Here is a 19,271-nt window from a genome sequence, read left to right as displayed (position 1 = left end):
GCCTCGTCCAGGTCGTCCAGCTCGTCCAGTCGGGCGGGAGGGCCGTGTGTGGCAGCGGGGCGAGGGCGGGACAATGTCCCCATGCCCACGGCTCCCGATGACGTCCGCGACGACCTGCACCGCCGCTGGCTGCGCGCCCTGCTCCCCGCCCGCGACGGTGCCTGCCACCCCGCGCCGTTCCCCTACGCCGACAACCTGATCGGGCGGTGGGCGGAGCCGCAGCGCCGCTATCACACGCTCGACCACCTCATCGCGGTGCTGGACCGCGTCGAGGAGTTGACGGAGTACGCGGCGGACCCGGATCTCGTGCGGCTGGCCGCCTGGTTCCACGACGCCGTGTACCTGCCGGAGCGGTCGACGAACGAGGAGCGCTCGGCCCGGCTCGCGGAGCGGGCGCTGCCCGAGGCCGGGGTACCGGACGAGAAGGTCGCGGAGGTCGCCCGCCTGGTCCGGCTGACCGTCACCCACGACCCGGCCGCCGACGACCCGAACGGGCAGGTCCTGTGCGACGCGGACCTCGCCGTCCTCGCGTCTCCGCCGGACGCGTACGCCGCCTACGCCGCCGCCGTGCGCGAGGAGTACGGCTTCGTCCCGGACGACACCTTCCGGGAGGGCAGGGCGGCCGTTCTACGGCAACTCCTGGACCTGCCGAGGCTGTTCCGGACACCCCACGGGGAGCGGCAGTGGGAGGCGCGGGCACGGGAGAACCTGCGGGCGGAGCTGGCCGAGCTGACAGCGGACTGACGACCGGCTGACCGAGGGACTGGCTGGGGGACTGCCCGGGGGCTGCCCCATGGACTGCCCGGGGGACTGCCCGGGGGACTGCCCGGGGGCTGCGGGCGGGCTTACGCGGCACGCCCCTGGGAATGCCGCCCCCCGGTCGTCGGTTGCACTGAGAATGCCCTCACCCTCCGCCGACCCCGCCACCGACCACGCCCGTTTCCGCATACCCCTCTCCGTCTACGTCCTCGGCCTCGCCGTCTTCGCGCTCGGGACCAGCGAGTTCATGCTCTCGGGGCTGCTGCCGCCCATCGCGCAGGACATGCACGTGTCGATTCCACGGGCCGGGCTGCTTATTTCCGCGTTCGCGATCGGGATGGTGGTGGGGGCGCCGCTGCTGGCGGTGGCGACGCTGCGGCTGCCGCGTCGGACGACGCTCGTCACGCTGATCACGGTCTTCGGACTGGGGCAGGTCGCGGGTGCCCTCGCACCCAACTACGCCGTGCTCTTCGCCTCCAGGGTGGTGAGCGCGCTGGCCTGTGCGGGGTTCTGGGCCGTCGGCGCGGCCGTGGCCGTCGCCATGGTGCCGGTGAACGCGCGCGCCAGGGCGCTGGCCATCATGATCGGCGGATTGTCTATCGCGAATGTGCTGGGCGTGCCGGCGGGGGCCTTCCTCGGGGAGCACTTCGGGTGGCGGTCGGCGTTCTGGGCGGTGGCCGTCGCGTCGGCGGTCGCGCTGGTCGGAGTCGTCACGCTCGTGCCGGCCATCCCACTTCCCGACCAGCGGCCCCGGCTTGCGCGGGAGGCCCGGATCTACCGTGACCGGCAGGTCTGGCTGTCCATCGCCGTCGTGGCGCTGGCCGCCGGTGGGGTCTTCTGCACGTTCAGCTATCTCGCGCCGCTGCTCACGGACGTGGCCGGGCTGGACGACGGGTGGGTGCCGACCGTGCTCGCGCTGTTCGGGATCGGGGCGCTGATCGGCACGGCGATCGGGGGGCGGTTCGCCGACGCGCACCTCTTCGGGGTGCTGCTCAGCGGTATCTCCGCCTCCACGGTCCTGCTCGTCGCCCTGGCCCTGCTCGCCGAGTACGCCGTCGCCGTCGTCCTTCTCTCCTTCCTCCTCGGGGTGTCCTGCTTCTACACCGCCCCCGCCCTCAACGCCCGTCTCTTCAACGTCGCCGCCGCCGCGCCCACCCTCGCCGGCGCCACCACCACCGCCGCGTTCAACCTCGGCAACACCGGCGGCCCCTGGGTCGGCGGGGTCGTCATCGACGCGGGCCTCGGCTTCGCCTCCACGGCCTGGGCGGGCGGCGCCATCATGGCCGCCGCGATCGGCACCACGGCCGTGTCGCTGCGCCTGCACCGCCGTACGCGCGCCTCCCGTCTCGTGGCCGGGACCAGCGGCAGCACCGTAAATCCGGTACGTACGGACGTCTGATCCCTCCTATCCTCACGCCCATGCGACCAATGGGTGGGGAACAGGTACGGCAGGCCGTCACACACAGCCTCGCGGTGCTGCGCGGTGTCACGGACCGGGACTGGGCGGGAACGAAGGCCGGGCGGCTGGAGTGGAGTTGCCGTGAGACCGCCGAGCACGTCGCGTCGGACCTGATCGCGTACGCGGCGCAGTTGGCGGGGCGGGCGACGACGGCGTGGGTACCGTTCGAGATCGCGATGGACGAGGGCAGCGACAACGCGGACGTCCTGCACGTCATCGAGACGACCGGTGAACTGCTGGCCGCGACCGTGCGCGTCACGCCCCGCGAGGTGCGCGCCTTCCACCCCTATCCGTTCCGCTGGGCCGACCGTGAGGGCTTCGCGGCGATGGGTGTCGCCGAGGTGCTGCTGCACACGCACGACATCGCGGAGGGCCTGGGGCTCGCGTCCTCCTCGTCCGTACCGCCCGTGGGCCTGTGCGAGTCCGTGCTCGCCCGCCTCTTCCCGCACGTCCGGCCCGGTGACGACCCCTGGGCGACGCTGCTGTGGGCCACGGGCCGGGACGAGTCGGCGGGGCGCGCACCCGTCACCGAGTGGCGCTGGAACAACCCGCTGCACATCGACACCGAGCGCGTCGTCCTCCAGGGCGTCCACCCGGCGGCCGCGGCCGATCTCGCCGGGGGCGGCACCGGTGGCTTCGACTGGATCGCGGGCGGGCCGGTCGAGGGGACGCGGATCGGGGCGGGGCTGGTGTTCCAGGCGTACGAGGCGGGGGTGCACCGGCCGGAGTGGGGCATGTTCGTACTCGTCCGCAAGGAGGACGGGCTGGCCCTCGGCGCGCTCGGCTACCACGGCGCCCCGGACGAGGAGGGCCGGGTCGAGATCGGCTACGACCTGGTCGAGGGGGCGCGCGGGCGGGGTTACATGACCGAGGCGGTGCGCGCGCTGGTCGGCTGGGCGCGGGAGCGGGCTCGGGAGCGGGGGGACGTACGGTCGCTGTTCGCGGTCGTCGACAAGGCCAACGCCCCTTCGCAGGCCGTCGTCTCACGGACAGGTTTCGAGAAGGTGAGCGAGGACCGGGGCGACGGGGAGGACGGGGAGCAGTTCGCGTACGAACTCCGGCTGCGTGCCTGAGCCTCACGAACTCCGGCTGCGTGCCTGAGCCTCACGAACTCCGGCTGCGCGGCGGTGTCTTACGAACTCCGCCCGCTCACCGCTCGCCGCAGCGTCCGTACCGCCGCCCAGCCGGGCGACGGCTCCGGCCCGCGCCGGTCGCACCCCGGCCCGTGGCACCCGCAACCCGTGGCACCCGCCCCCTCGACCTCTCCGCCCGAGTCCCCCTCAGCCCGCGGCCGTCTCAGCCCCTGGCCCCCGCCGCTTCGGTCGGCGGAGCCCCGCTCCGGTCAGCCGGCGCAGCAGTTCCTTCGAGCCCACCTCCACGGCGCCCGCCCGGACGACCTCCGCGTAACGGTGGGACGGTATGTCGTAGTGGTCGCGCTCGAAGGCGCGCTCGGGGATGCCCAGTCTCCCGGCGAAGGCGTGCAGCTCGTCGAAGGAGACGTCGCTGACGAGGTGGGACCACATGCGGCCGTGCCCCGGCCAGGTGGGCGGGTCGATGTAGACGGTCACGACGGCGCCCCTCCCGAAGCGGCGCCCAGCGCCCCGACCGCCGCGACCCGTACGCCCGCCTTGTGACACACCCACTGCGGATCGGGTCCCAGCTCGGGCTCGACATCGAGGGCGTGCGGGTCGCCGACGCCGCAGACCGGGCAGAGCGGCCAGCGCCCGTACCGTTCGAGCAGGGCGTCCTGGACGTCCTGGGCGACGAGCCCGGCGACGAACGCCGCTCCGTCCGGCCACTGCTCGACCCACCAGCGGCGCTGGACGACGGAGTCCTCCACCATGGAGACGACGTCGGCCTCGGCGACCTCACCGGCCGCCAGATCGGCCAGGACGAGGGCGCGGGCCGCGTGCAGCGCCTGCTCAAGGGGGCTCACGGGGTCACTGCCGGTGCTCATGCGTCCATTGTGCGCACCCTTGACCACACCACCGAACAGAAAATATCTTTCATGAGGTGAGTGATGACGTGAAAGAAATTTTCGCCAGAACCGCGTCCGGCGCTTCGGGCGCGCCCGCCCCCGCCGCCCTCGCGGCGAAGGTGCGGACGCTGGCGCCTTCCATGACCCGCTCCATGCAGCGGGTCGCGGAGGCCGTCGCCGACGACCCGGCGGGCTGCGCGGCGCTCACCGTCACCGGCCTCGCCGAGCTGACCGGCACCAGCGAGGCGACGGTCGTCCGCACCGCCCGTCTCCTCGGCTACCCCGGCTACCGGGACCTGCGCCTGGCCCTCGCCGGCCTCGCGGCCCACCAGCAGTCGGGCCGCGCGCCCTCGGTCACGGCCGATATCGCGGTCGACGACCCGCTGCCGGACGTGGTCGCCAAGCTCGCGTACGACGAGCAGCAGACCCTCGCGGACACGGCGGCCGGGCTCGACATGGGCCAGCTCGGCGCGGCGGTCGGTGCGCTCGCCGGGGCCCGCCGCATAGACATCTACGGTGTCGGGGCGTCCGGGCTCGTCGGCCAGGACCTCACGCAGAAGCTGCTCCGCATAGGGCTGATAGCCCACGCGCACAGCGATCCGCATCTCGCCGTCACCAACGCGGTGCAGCTCCGCGCGAAGGACGTCGCCGTCGCGATCACCCACTCCGGCTCCACGGGCGACGTAATCGAGCCGCTGCGGGTCGCCTTCGACCACGGAGCGACGACGATCGCGATCACCGGGCGACCGGACGGGCCGGTGTCCCAGTACGCCGATCATGTGCTGACGACGTCCACGGCTCGGGAGAGCGAGCTGCGGCCGGCGGCGATGTCGTCCCGGACGAGTCAACTGCTGGTGGTGGACTGCCTGTTCATCGGGGTGGCCCAGCGGACGTACGAGTCGGCCGCGCCGGCGTTGTCGGCGTCGTACGAGGCGCTCGCCCATCGGCATCGGGTCGGGGGACCTTCGCGATAGGCGCAGGGCCCGGGACGACACGCCGTGACCGGCCGCCGGTTCGTCGTGATGGACCACACGCACGCGGCGGCGCCGCACATCGACCCAGCCCCGCGCCTCGGGACGGGGCGCCACACCGAAGGCACGTCGTACCGAAGGCACGTCGTACCGAAGGCACAGTCACACCGAAGGCACGTCGACCGAAGGCACGTCGCACCGCACCGTACGGAATGAGCCGCCATGCCCACCTCCTCCCCCAACACCTCCGCATCCTCCGCAACCGCCGCCACCTCCGCCTTCGCCCACCACCTCTCCGTCCGTGCCGAGCTGGAGTCGCTGACGACCGAGGCGTTCCGGCCGGAGCTGGCGGACATCGATCAGCGGCCGACCCTGGACATCGCGAAGCTGATGAACGGGGAGGACGCGGCGGTGCCGACGGCCGTGGCGGCGCGGTTGCCGCTGATCGCGGCGGCGATCGACGCGATCGCCGAGCGGATGGCCAGGGGCGGCCGGCTGATCTACGCGGGCGCGGGCACGGCCGGTCGGCTGGGTGTGCTCGACGCGTCCGAGTGTCCGCCGACGTTCAACACGAGCCCGTCGCAGGTCATGGGTCTGATCGCGGGCGGCCGGGAAGCCGTGGTCACCTCCATCGAGGGGGCCGAGGACTCGGCGGAGCTGGCGAGGGCCGACCTCGACGCGCTCGTGATCAGGCCCGACGACACGGTGGTCGGCGTCTCCGCGTCCGGGCGCACGCCGTACGCGGTGGGCGCGGTGGAGCACGCGCGCGCCGCCGGGGCCCTGACGGTCGGCCTGTCCTGCAACGAGGCCAGCGCGCTCGCCGCGGCCGCCGACCACGGCATCGAGATCGTCGTCGGACCGGAGCTGGTGACGGGCTCGACCCGTCTCAAGGCGGGCACGGCGCAGAAACTGGTCCTCAACATGCTCTCGACGATCACGATGATCCGTCTCGGCAAGACCTACGGGAACCTCATGGTCGACGTCCGCGCCACCAACGACAAGCTCCGCGCCCGCTCCCACCGCATCGTCGCCCTGGCCACGGGCGCGACGGACACGGAGATCGAAACGGCCCTCACCGAGTCCGGCGGCCAGGTGAAGAACGCCATCCTCACCCTCCTGAGCGGTGTGGACGCACCCACGGCGGCCGACCTGCTGGCCGAGAACGCCGGACACTTGAGGGCGGCCCTCGCGGCGGCGATGCGGTGAGGAGCCGCTGATGGGCGTCCTGAAGCTGCCGTCCACAGCGGCCCCTGACGCGCATGGAGCGGCCTGGGCGCGGCGGGACTGTCAGTGGCGTGTGGCACGGTGGTGGGGTCGTTGTCGTCTCCCTCGTCTCCCCTCGTCTCTCCGGGAAGGACAGAGCCCGTGAACCACGCCCAGCTCACCGCCCTCGGCCGTGCCCTGCGTGTCCTCGGGGAGCACGGCGAGGCCCTGACCGCCGACACGCCGGACGCCCGGTTGCACGAGGTGAAGGCGGACATCAGACGAGCCCTGGAGCTGCTGGACGACACGGTCACGACGGCCGCGCCGACCACCCGCTGCGCCGAGCACCCGAACGGCCCCGTCGACGAGGAGGCCCCCGACCGCTGTCTGCTCTGCGAGACGCGCCGCCGTGCCGCCCGCCGCACCGAGCTGAACGACAGCTACGCCCCGCCCCGCCCCACCGGCCCGGTCACCCCGGCCCCCTCGCGCTACGGCGTGCGGGACGACCGCCCCCAGCCCCAGCAGCGCTGGCTCCCGGAGGCGTGGAACGGCCAGGTCTGGCAGCTCTGCGGCACCCCCCGCCGCGACCGCCGCGAGGCCGAGCTGTACCTGGCCGCCCAGCGCCGGGGCCCGCGCCCCGCCATCGCCTACCGCCTGGTCCAGGAGTTCACCGACTACGACGTGACGCGCATCTGGGGCGAGCCCGTCCGGATGGACATCGAGCCGCTGGGGAACATGTGAGCGAACCACACACAAGTCGAGCTACAGACCGGGACCCATGAGCCAAGGGGTCAGGATCTGACCTAACACACAAAAGGACTACGCCTGACCACGGCGCCGGGCCCGCACCCAGCCGTCACGTGAACGCCTACTCGAACTCCTACTTGAACTCCTACTTGAACTCCTACTTGAACGGCACGTTCACACAGGCCAGACGCGCTCCCGCCGTCCCCGCGTGCCCCTCGTGCGTGGAGGTCGCCGCCTCGTGCAGCACCACCGACCGGGCCCCGCCCTCCCGGAACCGCCAGTCGACGACCGCGATCGAACGCGCCGAGCCGTCCCGGTTGGTCTTCACGTCCAGCCACACCTCGTTCTCCGGGTTGGCGTACTTCGGGTCGACGGACGGCTGCTTCGGGTCCAGCTCGTCCTGGTAGTGCGGCCCTGCGTCGGCGGGCAGCTTGCCGCACGGCTTGGTGTGGACGTGGGCACCGTAGGTACGGTTCGCGGCGAGGTCCCGCAGCCGGAGCTCGATCCGTGTACCGCCGTCGCGCCGCAGCTCCTCCTTGACCTGCACGCGAGCGGCCAAGGGCACCAGTGCGGTGTTGTAGGTGACGGCCGGGGCCACGCCCGCGGTGTCGGCCGGGGCGAACACCGTCTTGACGACGACCTTCTCCACCGGCTTCTTCTTCGTGCTCTCGGTGGTCTCGCTGGCGCCCGCGCTGGCGGCCACGCCGAGGCCGCCGGCGACGGCCGCCACGGCGGCACCGGCCGCGATGAGGCGCTTGTTCCTGAGGGTGAGCTTGTGTCGTGCCATTGGATCTCTCGTCCGTCCGTGGGGGTGAAGGAAGCGGTCGCACACAACAGAACACCCCAACTACAGCCGGAACAGCGGCAGTTGGGGTGCCGGGCGACGCTGCGGTCTTGACCCTACAGCGACACATCTGACGGATTTGGATCACTACCGCCGGGTACTGGGGAGACTTGGCGAAAGATCCCCGGCCCGGCGCATATCAGCTGAGCGAACCGAGCGCGGCCGGCTCGAACGCCTTCAGCTCGCCGAAGCGGCCGTCGAGCACCTTCGCCGCCCACTCGGGGTCCTGGAGCAGCGCGCGGCCCACGGCGACGAGGTCGAACTCCTCGGCCTCAAGCCCGTCCAGCAGGTCGTCGATCCCCTTGAGCGTCGCCCCCTCACCGGCGAACGCCGCGAGGAACTCGCCGTCCAGGCCGACCGAGCCGACGGTGATGGTGGGCTTGCCGGTGAGCTTCTTCGTCCAGCCAGCCAGGTTGAGCTCGGAGCCCTCGAACTCCGGCTGCCAGTAGCGGCGCGTGGAGGCGTGGAACGCGTCGACACCGGCCGCCACGAGCGGGCTCAGCAGCGCCTCCAGCTCCTGGGGCGTCTCGGCGAGGCGCCCGTCGTACGCCTCCTGCTTCCACTGCGAGTAGCGGAAGATGACGGGGAAGGTCGCGGACACGGAGTCCCGCACGGCCGCCACGACTTCCGCCGCGAACTTCGTACGGGCGACGAGGTCACCGCCGTAGGCGTCCGTACGGCGGTTGGTGCGCTCCCACAGGAACTGGTCGATCAGATAGCCGTGGGCGCCGTGGAGTTCGACGCCGTCCATGCCGATGCGCTCGGCCTCGGCGGCGGACTTGGCGAAGGCCGCGACGACTTCGTCGATGTCGGCCTGCGTCATGGCCCGGCCGCCCTCCGCCGCGGTCCCGTCGACCTTCAGTCCGGAGGGGCCGAACACCGGGGCGTCCGGGAAGAGCTTGCCCTGTTGGCGGACCGTGCCGATGTGCCAGAGCTGCGGCACGATCGTGCCGCCCCCGGCGTGCACCGCCTCGGCGACCTTCGCCCACCCCGCGAGCTGCTCCTCCCCGGCGAACCGGGGCACCCCGTCCAGATCGCCGGCCGTCTCGTGCCCGACGTACGTCCCCTCGGTCACGATCAGGCCCACCCCCGCCGCGGCCCGCCGCCCGTAGTACGAGGCCACGTCCGCACCCGGCACACCACCGGGCGAGAACACCCGCGTCATGGGCGCCATGGCGATCCGGTTGGGGACGGTCAGGCCGTTGATCGTGACGGGGCGGGACAGCACCTCGGCGGCACGGGAGGTGGAGACGGTGGTCACGTGGGCTCCTCGGGGGCGTACGGAGATCTGATGAATATTCACTACATGCGTACGCATATAATGTCTCTCCTCTCAACCTCCTCCGCCGTCACGGCATTCCACCCGCGGCACCCCACCCGCTGTGACCCCGGACACGCCCGAGGGCGGCACCCCCTGACTCGACAGGGGGTGCCGCCCTCGGACACGCGGGACGGCGATCGACCGGGGTCGATCAGAAGTCCATGTCACCGCCCGGCATACCGCCACCGGCGGGCGCGGCGGCCTTCTCCGGCTTGTCGGCGATGACGGCCTCGGTGGTGAGGAAGAGCGCGGCGATGGACGCGGCGTTCTGCAGAGCGGAACGCGTCACCTTCGCCGGGTCGATGATGCCGGAGGCGATCATGTCGACGTACTCACCGGTCGCGGCGTTCAGGCCGTGGCCGACCTGGAGGTTGCGGACCTTCTCCACGACGACGCCACCCTCGAGACCACCGTTGACGGCGATCTGCTTGAGCGGGGCCTCCAGGGCGAGCTTCACGGCGTTGGCGCCGGTCGCCTCGTCACCCTCGAGCTCCAGCTTCTCGAAGACCTGGGAGGCCTGGAGCAGGGCCACGCCACCACCGGCGACGATGCCCTCCTCGACGGCCGCCTTCGCGTTGCGAACGGCGTCCTCGATGCGGTGCTTGCGCTCCTTGAGCTCGACCTCGGTCGCGGCACCGGCCTTGATGACGGCCACGCCGCCCGCGAGCTTCGCCAGGCGCTCCTGGAGCTTCTCGCGGTCGTAGTCCGAGTCGCTGTTCTCGATCTCGGCACGGATCTGGTTGACCCGGCCCTGGACCTGGTCGGTGTCACCGGCGCCGTCGACGATGGTGGTCTCGTCCTTGGTGATGACGACCTTGCGGGCGCGGCCCAGGAGGTCCAGGGTCGCGTTCTCCAGCTTGAGGCCGACCTCCTCGGAGATGACCTCGCCGCCCGTGAGGATGGCGATGTCGCCGAGCATGGCCTTGCGGCGGTCACCGAAGCCCGGGGCCTTGACGGCGACGGACTTGAAGGTGCCACGGATCTTGTTGACGACCAGGGTCGACAGGGCCTCGCCCTCGACGTCCTCGGCGATGATCAGCAGCGGCTTGCCCGACTGCATGACCTTCTCCAGGAGCGGGAGCAGGTCCTTGACGTTGGAGACCTTGGAGTTGGCGATGAGGATGTAGGGGTCCTCGAGCACCGCCTCCATGCGCTCCATGTCGGTCGCGAAGTAGGCGGAGATGTAGCCCTTGTCGAAGCGCATGCCCTCGGTGAGCTCGAGCTCCAGACCGAAGGTCTGCGACTCCTCGACGGTGATGACGCCTTCCTTGCCGACCTTGTCCATGGCCTCGGCGATCAGCTCGCCGATCTGGGTGTCGGCGGCGGAGATGGAGGCGGTGGAGGCGATCTGCTCCTTGGTCTCGACCTCCTTGGCCTGGTCGAGCAGCGCACCGGAGACGGCCTCGACGGCCTTCTCGATACCGCGCTTCAGGGCCATCGGGTTGGCGCCGGCGGCGACGTTGCGCAGGCCCTCGCGGACGAGCGCCTGGGCAAGGACGGTCGCGGTCGTCGTGCCGTCACCGGCTACGTCGTCCGTCTTCTTCGCGACTTCCTTGACCAGCTCGGCGCCGATCTTCTCGTACGGGTCCTCGAGCTCGATCTCCTTGGCGATGGACACACCATCGTTGGTGATCGTGGGGGCGCCCCACTTCTTCTCGAGGACGACGTTCCGGCCCTTGGGGCCGAGCGTCACCTTGACGGCGTCCGCGAGCTGGTTCATGCCGCGCTCGAGGCCGCGCCGCGCCTCCTCGTCGAACGCGATGATCTTGGCCATGTGAAGTGGTCCTCCCGGACTGGGGTGGATTGCTCCGGACCGCGCTGGCGCCCGCGACGGACGGCCTGCCTGCCTCGTGGTTCCTTGCCCCACATGGCCTGCGGGCCTCACCGACCCGGTCCTCGTTGTCACTCTCACCTTCAGAGTGCTAACGCCAATGATTAGCACTCGGCATGCCCGAGTGCAAGGTGCGCCCGCGTAGCGGGCTCGTCGAGGGGTGGTGGTCGGGTGACGGGCGGGAGCAAGCGCCTCTCGGTGATCCGCAGGTGAACGCGCCCCCGCGCGCCCTCCCGGCAGCGCCTCGGCAGCGGCTCGGCAGCGGCTCGGGACCTCTCGGCACCCCCACACGCAGGAGGGCCCGCACCCCTGTACGGGGTGCGGGCCCTCCCGAAAAGAACGAAGAACGTCGCTGCGAAAACCCGGCGCGTTACTTCAGCCGGCCGCGAGCCGGACCATGTCCGCCTGCGGCCCCTTCTGACCCTGCGAGATCTCGAACTCGACCCGCTGGCCCTCTTCCAGGGTGCGGTAACCGTCCATCTGGATCGCGCTGTAGTGGACGAATACATCCGCACCACCGTCGACCGCGATGAAGCCGTACCCCTTCTCCGCGTTGAACCACTTGACGGTGCCCTGAGCCATGCCTAACTCCCCTATTACTGGCCCTTGCACAGATCCACACTTCGCGGATCCGGGTCAGACCTCACCCCCCAACGGTTGGGGGCGTGCGCCGGAACGCGTCGACCGCGGCCGAATGTATCTGTCCAACTGCCCTCTGCAACAGGTCAATCGGACGAGAAATCTGGACACGACCGGTCGGGAATGTACGAACAATTCGCCCGAATTCAGGGCAAGTCGGGCCCCACAAAGGGAACAAATTACACAAAAGCCCTGCACACTTTGGCTACTTCATATAGGGCGTGCGGCGCGATCAAATATGCACCCGGCATGGAATCACTACGGCGATCGGACCGGGTTCCCCAACTCTACCGCGCTTAATCATAGAGAATTGCCCCCTCCGCTTCTCTCGCGGAGGGGGCAATTCGGTGAACGCTCGGTAATCAATGTTACCGACGGTTACTACCGGCCGGTACTCGCCGGGCCTCAGCCACCGGCGACCGCCGGAATGATGGACACGCCGGCGCCGTCCGGAGTGGCCGTCTCCAGCCCCTGCTCGAACCGGACATCGTCGTCATTCACGTACACATTCACGAACCGCCGCAACTTGCCCTGATCATCCAGAACCCGGGCGGCGATCCCGTTGTGGTTCTTTTCCAGATCGGCGATGACCTCGGCGAGGGTGGCCCCTTCGGCCTGGACTTCAGCCTGGCCGCCCGTGTAAGTGCGCAGGATGGTAGGGATCCGAACATTGACGGACATGACGTGTGACCTCCGGTCAGAGCAGTGGGGTTAGGAGCGCGGGACTGCGTTGGATGTGCGGCTGCGTTGGATGTGCGGCTCCGCCGCGTGGGCGCGACAAGCCCCCACAGCCCCGCAGACGAACGACTACCAGGCCTTACGCAAGACCGGCTGCACGGAACGAATCAAGGTTGGGCCGAATGGTCGCCGTAAGCCCGGTTCCGGCCACCGCGTCCAGCGTCTTCAGACCATCCCCCGTGTTGAGCACGACGGTCGTCAGCGTCGGGTCGAGCACCCCGTTCTCGATCAGCTTCCGGGTGACTCCGACCGTCACACCGCCGGCGGTCTCCGCGAAGATCCCCTCCGTCCGCGCCAGCAACTTGATCGCCTCGACAACCTGCTCGTCGTTCACGTCCTCCACGGCCCCGCCGGTCCGCCGGGCGATGTCGAGGACGTACGGCCCGTCCGCCGGGTTGCCGATCGCGAGCGACTTCGCGATCGTGTTCGGCTTCTGGGGGCGCACCACGTCGTGCCCGGCCTTGAAGGCCACCGACACCGGCGAGCACCCCTCAGCCTGCGCACCGAAGATCTTGTACGGCTTGTCCTCGACGAGCCCGAGCTTGATCAGCTCCTGCAGCCCCTTGTCGATCTTCGTGAGCTGCGACCCGGAGGCGATCGGCACCACGAGCTGGTCCGGCAGCCTCCAGCCGAGCTGCTCGCAGATCTCGTACGCCAGGGTCTTGGAGCCCTCCGCGTAGTACGGCCGCAGGTTGACGTTGACGAAGCCCCAGCCCTCGCCGGCCGGGTCGCCGATCAGCTCGGAGCAGAAGCGGTTCACATCGTCGTAGTTGCCCTCGATGCCGACGAGCTCGCCGCCGTAGACCGCGGCCATGACGACCTTGCCCTGCTCCAGGTCGTGCGGGATGAACACACAGGACCGGAAGCCGGCGCGCGCGGCGGCGGCACCCACGGCACCGGCGAGGTTGCCGGTGGAGGAGCAGGAGAGCGTGGTGAAGCCGAAGGCGCGGGCGGCCTCCAGGGCCTGGGCGACGACGCGGTCCTTGAAGGAGTGCGTCGGGTTGCCGGAGTCGTCCTTGATGTACAGACCGCCGGTCACGCCCAGCTCACGCGCCAGGTTGTCGGCCTTGACGAGCTGCGTCCAGCCGGGGTTGATGTTCGGCTTGCCGGCGACGTCGGCCGGGACGGGCAGGAGAGGGGCGTAGCGCCAGATGTTGGCGGGCCCGGACTCGATCGTCTTGCGGAGCTCTTCCGTCTCGTACTCGGAGTAGTCGTAAGCGATCTCCAGCGGCCCGAAACACTCCTCGCAGGCGAAGACCGGTCCGAGGGGGACGCGGTGGCCGCACTCGCGGCAGCTCAGCGCCGCGGCGGGACCGAGGTCGACGGTCTTCGGGGATTCGGTGACAACAGTCTGCGCAGCCATGTGAGGCGAGGCCCTTTCTCCTCATCTTCCTCACGACGCATTTCGTCGTGAGACGGATTTGGCACCTTCCCTAGCCGGGAGCCTCGCGGGGCGATCGACGGTGATCGTCACGAGACCGGCTGGAGGGTTGCCGGGGCTTCATCGGGCCGTATCCCTCTGCCCCTCTGGATGAGCGGTATTTGGTTGTATACGCACACGAACACCGACATGCGATGGTCACCAGCGTTGTCCAAGACTGTAACCGACGGCCAGGACAGTTGAGAGAGCCGTCCGAACCGCGAGATGAACGCAGAGGAGCCGCTCACTGTGCTGAAGGAAGTCGAGCGCTGGCTGAGCACCCGCTCCTGGTCCGTGGCAGACCGCCCGCTCCACAAGATCATGGCCGCCAAACGGGCCTCGGGACAGACGGTCAGCGTCGTCCTGCCCGCGCTGAACGAGGAGGCGACGGTCGGCGACATCGTCGCGATCATCCGCCATGACCTCATGCGGCAGGTCCCGCTCGTCGACGAGATCGTGGTCGTCGACTCCGGCTCGACCGACCGTACGTCGGAGGTGGCGGCGGCGGCCGGGGCGAAGGTCGTCCACCGCGACGCGATCCTGCCCCGGATCCCGGCCGTCCCCGGCAAGGGCGAGGTCCTCTGGCGCTCCTTGATGGTGACGACGGGGGACATCGTCTGCTTCATCGACGCGGACCTCAAGGAGTTCTCGTCGGACTTCGTCTCCGGGATCGTCGGCCCGCTGCTCACCGATCCCGGCGTCGACCTCGTCAAGGCGATGTACGACCGCCCCCTGACGGTGTCCGACGGGCGCGCCTCCGACACGACGACGGCCGGCCAGGGCGGCCGTGTGACCGAACTCATGGCCCGCCCCCTGCTCAACATGCACTGGCCGCGACTGGCCGGCTTCGTCCAGCCCCTCGGCGGCGAGTACGCGGCCCGCCGCTCCCTGCTGGAACGGCTCCCCTTCCCCGTCGGCTACGGCGTCGAGCTGGGCATGCTCGTCGACGCGCTCCACCTCGTCGGCCTCGACGCGTTGGCCCAGGTCGACGTGGGCGTCCGCAAACACCGCCACCAGGACGGCGCGGCGCTGGGCCGCATGTCCGCGGCCATCTACCGCACCGCCCAGCTCCGGCTGGCCCGGGGCCATCTGATCCGGCCGGTGCTCACCCAGTTCGAACGGGGTGAGGCGGGCTTCGAGCCGCGCACGTACTCGGTGGACCTGGAGGAGAGGCCACCGATGGTGGAGATCACGGAGTACGTGCGGCGAAGGGCCGCGTGATCGGGCCCGCAGGGCCTGATCCTCAACGGCGCGGGGAACCGCGCGAGCAACCACGAACCACCCGCACCCGCCGTCCCCACGCACCCCCCACCCCCCTGGCCGCTCCTGTATACGGCCGAACCGCACGTTTGACCGGTTGGACCATTGGCTAGGTTGAGCCGTATGGCATCAACGCACGGTGCGGCCCAGGTGCTGGTCGCCTCCAACCGCGGCCCGGTCACCTACACCCAGGACGAGACCGGCGCCCTCACAGCGAAGCGCGGCGGCGGTGGCCTCGTCTCGGGGCTCTCCGCGATCGACCCGGAATCCGGCGCGGTCTGGGTGTGCTCGGCCCTCGGCGACGGTGACCGCGAGGCCGTACGACGCGGTGTCGCCGAGCCCGGCGTCCGCATGCTCGACATCCCCGCCGACGTGCACCATGACGCCTACAACGGCGTGGCCAACTCCGCGCTGTGGTTCGTGCACCACATGCTCTACCAGACCCCGCTGGAACCGGCCTTCGACGCGGAGTTCCGCCGCCAGTGGGCGTCGTACGAGACGTACAACCACGCCTTCGCCGAGGCGCTCGCCCAGGAGGCGGCCGAGGGCGCGGCCGTGCTGGTGCAGGACTACCACCTGACCCTGGTCCCCCGGATGCTGCGCGAACTCCGCCCCGACCTGCGGATCGGCCACTTCTCGCACACCCCGTGGGCGCCGGTCGACTACTTCCGGCTGCTCCCCGACGACATCGCCGCGCGGGTGCTCCACGGCATCCTCGGCGCCGACCGGGCCGCCTTCCTCACCCGCCGGTGGGCGGACGCGTTCACCGAGTGCTGTGACGCCGTGCTGGGCCCCGACGCCTCGTCCGGCACGAGGATCGGGGTGCACGGCCTGGGCGCCGACGCGGACTTCCTGCGGGCCCGCGCTCACCAGGCGGACGTCGACGAGCGCATGACCACGCTGCGGGAGCAGATCGGGACGGCCCCCGACGGCACGCCGCGCCGCACGGTCGTCCGCGTCGACCGCACGGAGCTGTCCAAGAACATCGTGCGGGGCCTGCTGGCGTACCGGCAGCTCCTCGACGACCAGCCGTCCTGGCGCGAGCGCGTCGTGCACATCGCCCTCGCCTACCCGTCGCGGCAGGACCTCGCGGTGTACCGGGACTACATGACCGAGGTCCAGCGGGTGGCGGACGACATCAACGAGCGGTACGGCACGCCGGGCTGGACCCCGGTCATCCTCCATCTGAAGGACGACTTCGCGCGGTCACTGGCGGCGTACCGGCTGGCGGACGTGGCGCTGGTGAACCCGATCCGGGACGGCATGAACCTGGTCGCCAAGGAGGTGCCGGTCGTGTCCGACGAGGGATGCGCGCTGGTGCTGTCGCGGGAGGCGGGGGCGTTCGAGGAACTGGGGGACGACGCGGTGGTGGTGAACCCGTACGACGTCGTGGCTACGGCGGCCGCTCTGCACCAGGCCTTGTCGATGCCCGGGGGCGAGCGGGCCGAGCGTACGAAGCGGTTGGCCGCGGCGGCTACGGCGCTGCCGCCGACACAGTGGTTCCTGGATCAGTTGAGGGCGCTGGAGGAGGCCTGAGCGAGCGTTCGGGCTTCCGCCGCGTAGGCCGTCGGCGGTAGGCCCAGTGTCGCCGTGAAGTCCCGCGTCAGATGGGCCTGGTCGGCGTAGCCGAGGTCGTTGGCGAGGGTGGCCCAGTCGATGTCGGTGCGGCTGCCGGCGTGTTCCAGGGCCTCGTGGAGGCGGTAGCGGAGGATGACCCATTTCGGGCTGACGCCGACGTGGGCCGAGAAGAGCCGCTGCAGCGCCCGTACCGACAGGCCGGCGGTGTCGGCGAAGTCCCCGACACGGCGCACCGTGCGGTCGGCGCGGACGCGCCGGACGAGGTGCATGGCGAGGTCGGCCTGCGGGTCCGGGGCGCGGGGCAGGGCAAGGAGGAAGGCGTCGAGGGCGGCCACGCGGGCCCGGTCGTCGGCCGGGGTGACGACCGAGCGGGCGGTGTCGTCCGTGACCTGCGGGAACACCTCCTGGGCAGGCAGGACCCGGCCCGTCCACCGCGACACCGGCACCTCGGGGGCGTACGGCCGGAAGCCACCGGGGCGGAACTTCACCCCGCAGACCCGGCCCCTTCCGGTCAGCTCCCTTGTGTACAGGCCGAGCGCCACGCCGGTGACCTCTCCGTACGGCGGCGTTCGCGGGTCGTCGACCCCGTCCCACTGGAAGGTGAGGTTCACAGCGGGGTGCGGGACGAGCTGGGAGGCGTACGGCTCGGGCAGGTCCCAGTCGATGAGCCAGTACCACTCGACGTACCGGCGCAGCTGCTCGGCGGGCTCGTGGCGGCGGAAGCGCACGCGGTTCAGCAGCCCGCTCGGGTCGACGATCCCGCGGGTGTCGTGCCGGGGAGCCTTCATGACCGGATCGTACGTCGCGCCGTGTGGGTCACGCCTCCCGCGTCGCGTTTCTTCAAGAAGGCGCGGGCGCGGTTTCCCTACGGTCGGGTCATGGACACGAACGAGGCGAAGACGTACGGCATCGGTGAGCTGCTGGCCATGGCGCGCACGCGGGCGGTTCCGGTGGTGCGGGGCATTCCCGACGGGGCGCTCGCCGGGCCCACGCCGTGCGCCGAGTACGACGTGAAGGCCTTGGTCAATCATCTCTTCCAGGTGATCGTGCAGTTCCAGAGGTTGGCGGCGAAGGAGACGGCGGACTTCGGCGAGACGCCCGACCGGGTGGCCGAGAGCCCTGAGTGGCGTGAGCGGCTCGCGGACGAGGCGGACCGTCTCGTGGCGGCCTGGTCCGCGCCCGGTGCCGAGGAAGGCAGGACCGGCGGGATGAACATGCCGGCGCGGCTGGTCGGCTCGATGGCTCTGCTCGATCTGACCGTGCATGTGTGGGACCTTGCGCGGGCGACGGGCCAGGACGACCCGGGCGCCGACGAAGCGGTGGTGACGGAGTTGGCCGGCGCGGTGGACGAGCTGGCACCGACGGCCAGGAAGATGGGGGTCTTCGGGGAGCCGGTGCCGGAGCCCGAGGGCGCGTCGGCGTACGAGCGGCTGCTCGCACGCACCGGCAGGGATCCACGGTGGACCTAGTCCTGGTCACCGACCACCACGCGTCGGCGGGCGAGCGGCGGCGATGTGGGGCGGTTCTCCTTCACCAGCGGTCGTGCCGTCTCATGCGGTCGCCGTCACATGCGGTCGGCGTCACATGCGGTCGCCGTCACATGCGGTCGGCGATCGCCGCCAGCAGACGCACCACGCCCTCCGGGCCGTCGACCACCACGTCCGCCCTCTCCGACAGTTCCGTCACTTCCGTGCTGCCGCTGCACACCAGCAACGCCGGTGTGCCCTCGGTGCGGAGCTTCTCCAGGGTGGCGAAGGCGGGGATGTCGCCCAGGTCGTCGCCGGCGTAGAGGACCGCCTCGGCGTCCGTTTCCTCCAGGTACTCGCGGAGGGCGACGCCCTTGTCCATGCCCGGTGGGCGGAGTTCGAGGACCAGGCGGCCTGGTTCGACGATGAGGCCGTGGCGAGCGGCGAGGTCGGTGAGGGGGGAGCGGAGGGCTTCGAAGGCGGCCTGGGGGTCGGTGGCGCGGCGGGTGTGGACGGCCACCGCCCGGCCCTTCTCCTCGATCCAGGTGCCCTGCCGGGCGCCGACGCTGTCCAGCAGACCGGGGAGCTCCGCGCGGACGGCGGCGACGCCGGGGTGCGGGGCGGGGGCGCTGACCGTGCCGGTGACGGCGTCCCAGCGTTCGGCGCCGTAGTGGCCGAGGACGACGAGATGTTCGAGGCCGGGGACGCCGGCGAAACCGCCGTGGCGGACGGCGACACCGGCCGGGCGGCCGGTCACCACGGCGACGGCGGCGACCTTGGGGGCGAGGGCGGCCAGCGCGGCCACCGCGTCGGGGTGGGCGCGGGCCTGCTCGGGGTCGGGGACGATCGGGGCGAGTGTGCCGTCGAAGTCGAGCGCGATCACCGTACGGCCGGGACGGTCGAGGATCGCGTCCAGCGCGTCCCGTCCGGCCGGCGTCACGGGGGTCGGCAAGGTGGCCTTGGGGTTGGCCTTGGGGTTCTGTTCGTCCTTGTGGCTGCCCATGGGTCCGACCCTATCCACGACCCCGCGACCGCGGTGCCCGACCGGCCCCGAAAG

At 71.0% G+C, this 19,271-nt stretch carries 19 protein-coding genes and 1 riboswitch; of the genes, 9 read left to right on the top strand and 10 right to left on the bottom strand.

Features of this window, described 5'->3' with window-relative positions; genetic code table 11:
* Nucleotides 1-81 precede the first annotated feature (81 nt).
* The 3 genes from ACFY9I_RS37715 (at nt 82) to ACFY9I_RS37705 (ending at nt 3,291) form a co-directional block, all read left to right on the top strand.
* Nucleotides 82-744, top strand: coding sequence for an HD domain-containing protein (locus ACFY9I_RS37715; protein WP_391010579.1), 663 nt, complete (start codon nt 82-84; stop codon nt 742-744).
* Nucleotides 745-898: 154 nt separating this feature from the next.
* Nucleotides 899-2,158: a Cmx/CmrA family chloramphenicol efflux MFS transporter gene (locus ACFY9I_RS37710; RefSeq protein WP_391010576.1), complete on the top strand. Its 1,260-nt coding sequence runs from the start codon at nt 899-901 to the stop codon at nt 2,156-2,158.
* Between the two features lie 29 nt (nt 2,159-2,187).
* Entirely contained in the window at nt 2,188-3,291 is a 1,104-nt protein-coding gene (locus tag ACFY9I_RS37705; protein WP_391010651.1) for a GNAT family N-acetyltransferase, read from the top strand.
* Nucleotides 3,292-3,498: 207 nt separating this feature from the next.
* Here ACFY9I_RS37705 and ACFY9I_RS37700 read toward each other — a convergent pair whose 3' ends face one another.
* A complete protein-coding gene (locus tag ACFY9I_RS37700) occupies nt 3,499-3,786 on the bottom strand; it encodes a DUF4031 domain-containing protein (RefSeq protein ID WP_391010573.1) in 288 nt (95 codons plus the stop codon).
* Nucleotides 3,783-4,175 (bottom strand): hypothetical protein, encoded by a 393-nt coding sequence (locus ACFY9I_RS37695; protein ID WP_391010571.1) that lies wholly within the window; start codon nt 4,173-4,175, stop codon nt 3,783-3,785. Before ACFY9I_RS37695 ends, ACFY9I_RS37700 begins: the two co-directional genes overlap by 4 nt.
* Before the next feature lie 56 nt (nt 4,176-4,231).
* On the opposite strand from ACFY9I_RS37695, the gene ACFY9I_RS37690 reads away from it, so the two are divergent.
* From ACFY9I_RS37690 to ACFY9I_RS37680, 3 genes are all read left to right on the top strand, one after another.
* On the top strand, nt 4,232-5,170 hold the full coding sequence (locus ACFY9I_RS37690; RefSeq protein ID WP_391010568.1) for an SIS domain-containing protein: 939 nt from the start codon (nt 4,232-4,234) through the stop codon (nt 5,168-5,170).
* A gap of 219 nt (nt 5,171-5,389) precedes the next feature.
* Nucleotides 5,390-6,373 carry an N-acetylmuramic acid 6-phosphate etherase gene (gene murQ / locus ACFY9I_RS37685; protein ID WP_391010566.1) on the top strand — a complete coding sequence of 328 codons (984 nt, stop codon included), beginning with the start codon at nt 5,390-5,392 and terminating at the stop codon, nt 6,371-6,373.
* A gap of 159 nt (nt 6,374-6,532) precedes the next feature.
* A complete protein-coding gene (locus ACFY9I_RS37680) occupies nt 6,533-7,111 on the top strand; it encodes a hypothetical protein (RefSeq protein ID WP_391010564.1) in 579 nt (192 codons plus the stop codon).
* 163 nt (nt 7,112-7,274) lie between these two features.
* On the opposite strand, the gene ACFY9I_RS37675 is transcribed toward ACFY9I_RS37680, so the two are convergent.
* From ACFY9I_RS37675 to thrC, 6 genes are all read right to left on the bottom strand, one after another.
* Nucleotides 7,275-7,904, bottom strand: a complete 630-nt coding sequence (locus tag ACFY9I_RS37675; protein ID WP_391010561.1) for a superoxide dismutase family protein — start codon at nt 7,902-7,904, stop codon at nt 7,275-7,277.
* A gap of 196 nt (nt 7,905-8,100) precedes the next feature.
* A complete protein-coding gene (locus ACFY9I_RS37670) occupies nt 8,101-9,222 on the bottom strand; it encodes an NADH:flavin oxidoreductase (RefSeq protein WP_391010558.1) in 1,122 nt (373 codons plus the stop codon).
* 211 nt (nt 9,223-9,433) lie between these two features.
* Complete coding sequence (groL, locus tag ACFY9I_RS37665; RefSeq protein WP_391010555.1) at nt 9,434-11,056, bottom strand: chaperonin GroEL; 1,623 nt, start codon at nt 11,054-11,056, stop codon at nt 9,434-9,436.
* 432 nt (nt 11,057-11,488) lie between these two features.
* Nucleotides 11,489-11,695, bottom strand: coding sequence for a cold-shock protein (locus ACFY9I_RS37660; RefSeq protein WP_005486335.1), 207 nt, complete (start codon nt 11,693-11,695; stop codon nt 11,489-11,491).
* A gap of 462 nt (nt 11,696-12,157) precedes the next feature.
* Entirely contained in the window at nt 12,158-12,433 is a 276-nt protein-coding gene (locus ACFY9I_RS37655) for a MoaD/ThiS family protein (protein WP_046917988.1), read from the bottom strand.
* Nucleotides 12,434-12,569: 136 nt separating this feature from the next.
* Nucleotides 12,570-13,853, bottom strand: a complete 1,284-nt coding sequence (gene thrC, locus ACFY9I_RS37650; RefSeq protein ID WP_391010551.1) for a threonine synthase — start codon at nt 13,851-13,853, stop codon at nt 12,570-12,572.
* A gap of 18 nt (nt 13,854-13,871) precedes the next feature.
* Nucleotides 13,872-14,028: riboswitch (SAM riboswitch) on the bottom strand.
* Nucleotides 14,029-14,159: 131 nt separating this feature from the next.
* On the opposite strand from thrC, the gene ACFY9I_RS37645 reads away from it, so the two are divergent.
* Nucleotides 14,160-15,131, top strand: a complete 972-nt coding sequence (locus tag ACFY9I_RS37645; protein ID WP_391010548.1) for a glucosyl-3-phosphoglycerate synthase — start codon at nt 14,160-14,162, stop codon at nt 15,129-15,131.
* Nucleotides 15,132-15,293: 162 nt separating this feature from the next.
* Complete coding sequence (locus ACFY9I_RS37640) at nt 15,294-16,706, top strand: trehalose-6-phosphate synthase (RefSeq protein WP_391010545.1); 1,413 nt, start codon at nt 15,294-15,296, stop codon at nt 16,704-16,706.
* Here ACFY9I_RS37640 and ACFY9I_RS37635 read toward each other — a convergent pair.
* On the bottom strand, nt 16,679-17,536 hold the full coding sequence (locus ACFY9I_RS37635; protein ID WP_391010542.1) for a DUF6597 domain-containing transcriptional factor: 858 nt from the start codon (nt 17,534-17,536) through the stop codon (nt 16,679-16,681). The genes ACFY9I_RS37640 and ACFY9I_RS37635 overlap by 28 nt on opposite strands.
* A 90-nt stretch (nt 17,537-17,626) precedes the next feature.
* On the opposite strand from ACFY9I_RS37635, the gene ACFY9I_RS37630 reads away from it, so the two are divergent.
* Nucleotides 17,627-18,217: a TIGR03086 family metal-binding protein gene (locus ACFY9I_RS37630; protein ID WP_391010539.1), complete on the top strand. Its 591-nt coding sequence runs from the start codon at nt 17,627-17,629 to the stop codon at nt 18,215-18,217.
* 127 nt (nt 18,218-18,344) lie between these two features.
* Here the strand turns inward: ACFY9I_RS37630 and otsB are convergent, their stop codons facing one another.
* Nucleotides 18,345-19,217 carry a trehalose-phosphatase gene (gene otsB / locus ACFY9I_RS37625; RefSeq protein WP_391010536.1) on the bottom strand — a complete coding sequence of 291 codons (873 nt, stop codon included), beginning with the start codon at nt 19,215-19,217 and terminating at the stop codon, nt 18,345-18,347.
* Nucleotides 19,218-19,271 lie beyond the last annotated feature (54 nt).

Origin of the sequence: Streptomyces sp. NPDC012510, assembly GCF_042955065.1 — a bacterium.
Taxonomy (GTDB): Bacteria; Actinomycetota; Actinomycetes; order Streptomycetales; family Streptomycetaceae; genus Streptomyces.
This window is presented reverse-complemented; position numbering and strand designations above follow the sequence as displayed.

Bases quoted from the DNA above. Each gene is read 5' to 3' on its own strand.
- murQ (WP_391010566.1), top strand. From the start codon at position 5,390: ATGCCCACCTCCTCCCCCAACACCTCCGCATCCTCCGCAACCGCCGCC.
- ACFY9I_RS37635 (WP_391010542.1), bottom strand. From the start codon at position 17,536: ATGAAGGCTCCCCGGCACGACACCCGCGGGATCGTCGACCCGAGCGGG.
- otsB (WP_391010536.1), bottom strand. From the start codon at position 19,217: ATGGGCAGCCACAAGGACGAACAGAACCCCAAGGCCAACCCCAAGGCC.
- ACFY9I_RS37705 (WP_391010651.1), top strand. From the start codon at position 2,188: ATGGGTGGGGAACAGGTACGGCAGGCCGTCACACACAGCCTCGCGGTG.
- ACFY9I_RS37715 (WP_391010579.1), top strand. From the start codon at position 82: ATGCCCACGGCTCCCGATGACGTCCGCGACGACCTGCACCGCCGCTGG.
- ACFY9I_RS37630 (WP_391010539.1), top strand. From the start codon at position 17,627: ATGGACACGAACGAGGCGAAGACGTACGGCATCGGTGAGCTGCTGGCC.
- ACFY9I_RS37675 (WP_391010561.1), bottom strand. From the start codon at position 7,904: ATGGCACGACACAAGCTCACCCTCAGGAACAAGCGCCTCATCGCGGCC.
- ACFY9I_RS37655 (WP_046917988.1), bottom strand. From the start codon at position 12,433: ATGTCCGTCAATGTTCGGATCCCTACCATCCTGCGCACTTACACGGGC.
- ACFY9I_RS37695 (WP_391010571.1), bottom strand. From the start codon at position 4,175: ATGAGCACCGGCAGTGACCCCGTGAGCCCCCTTGAGCAGGCGCTGCAC.
- ACFY9I_RS37660 (WP_005486335.1), bottom strand. From the start codon at position 11,695: ATGGCTCAGGGCACCGTCAAGTGGTTCAACGCGGAGAAGGGGTACGGC.
- ACFY9I_RS37640 (WP_391010545.1), top strand. From the start codon at position 15,294: ATGGCATCAACGCACGGTGCGGCCCAGGTGCTGGTCGCCTCCAACCGC.
- ACFY9I_RS37710 (WP_391010576.1), top strand. From the start codon at position 899: ATGCCCTCACCCTCCGCCGACCCCGCCACCGACCACGCCCGTTTCCGC.
- thrC (WP_391010551.1), bottom strand. From the start codon at position 13,853: ATGGCTGCGCAGACTGTTGTCACCGAATCCCCGAAGACCGTCGACCTC.
- groL (WP_391010555.1), bottom strand. From the start codon at position 11,056: ATGGCCAAGATCATCGCGTTCGACGAGGAGGCGCGGCGCGGCCTCGAG.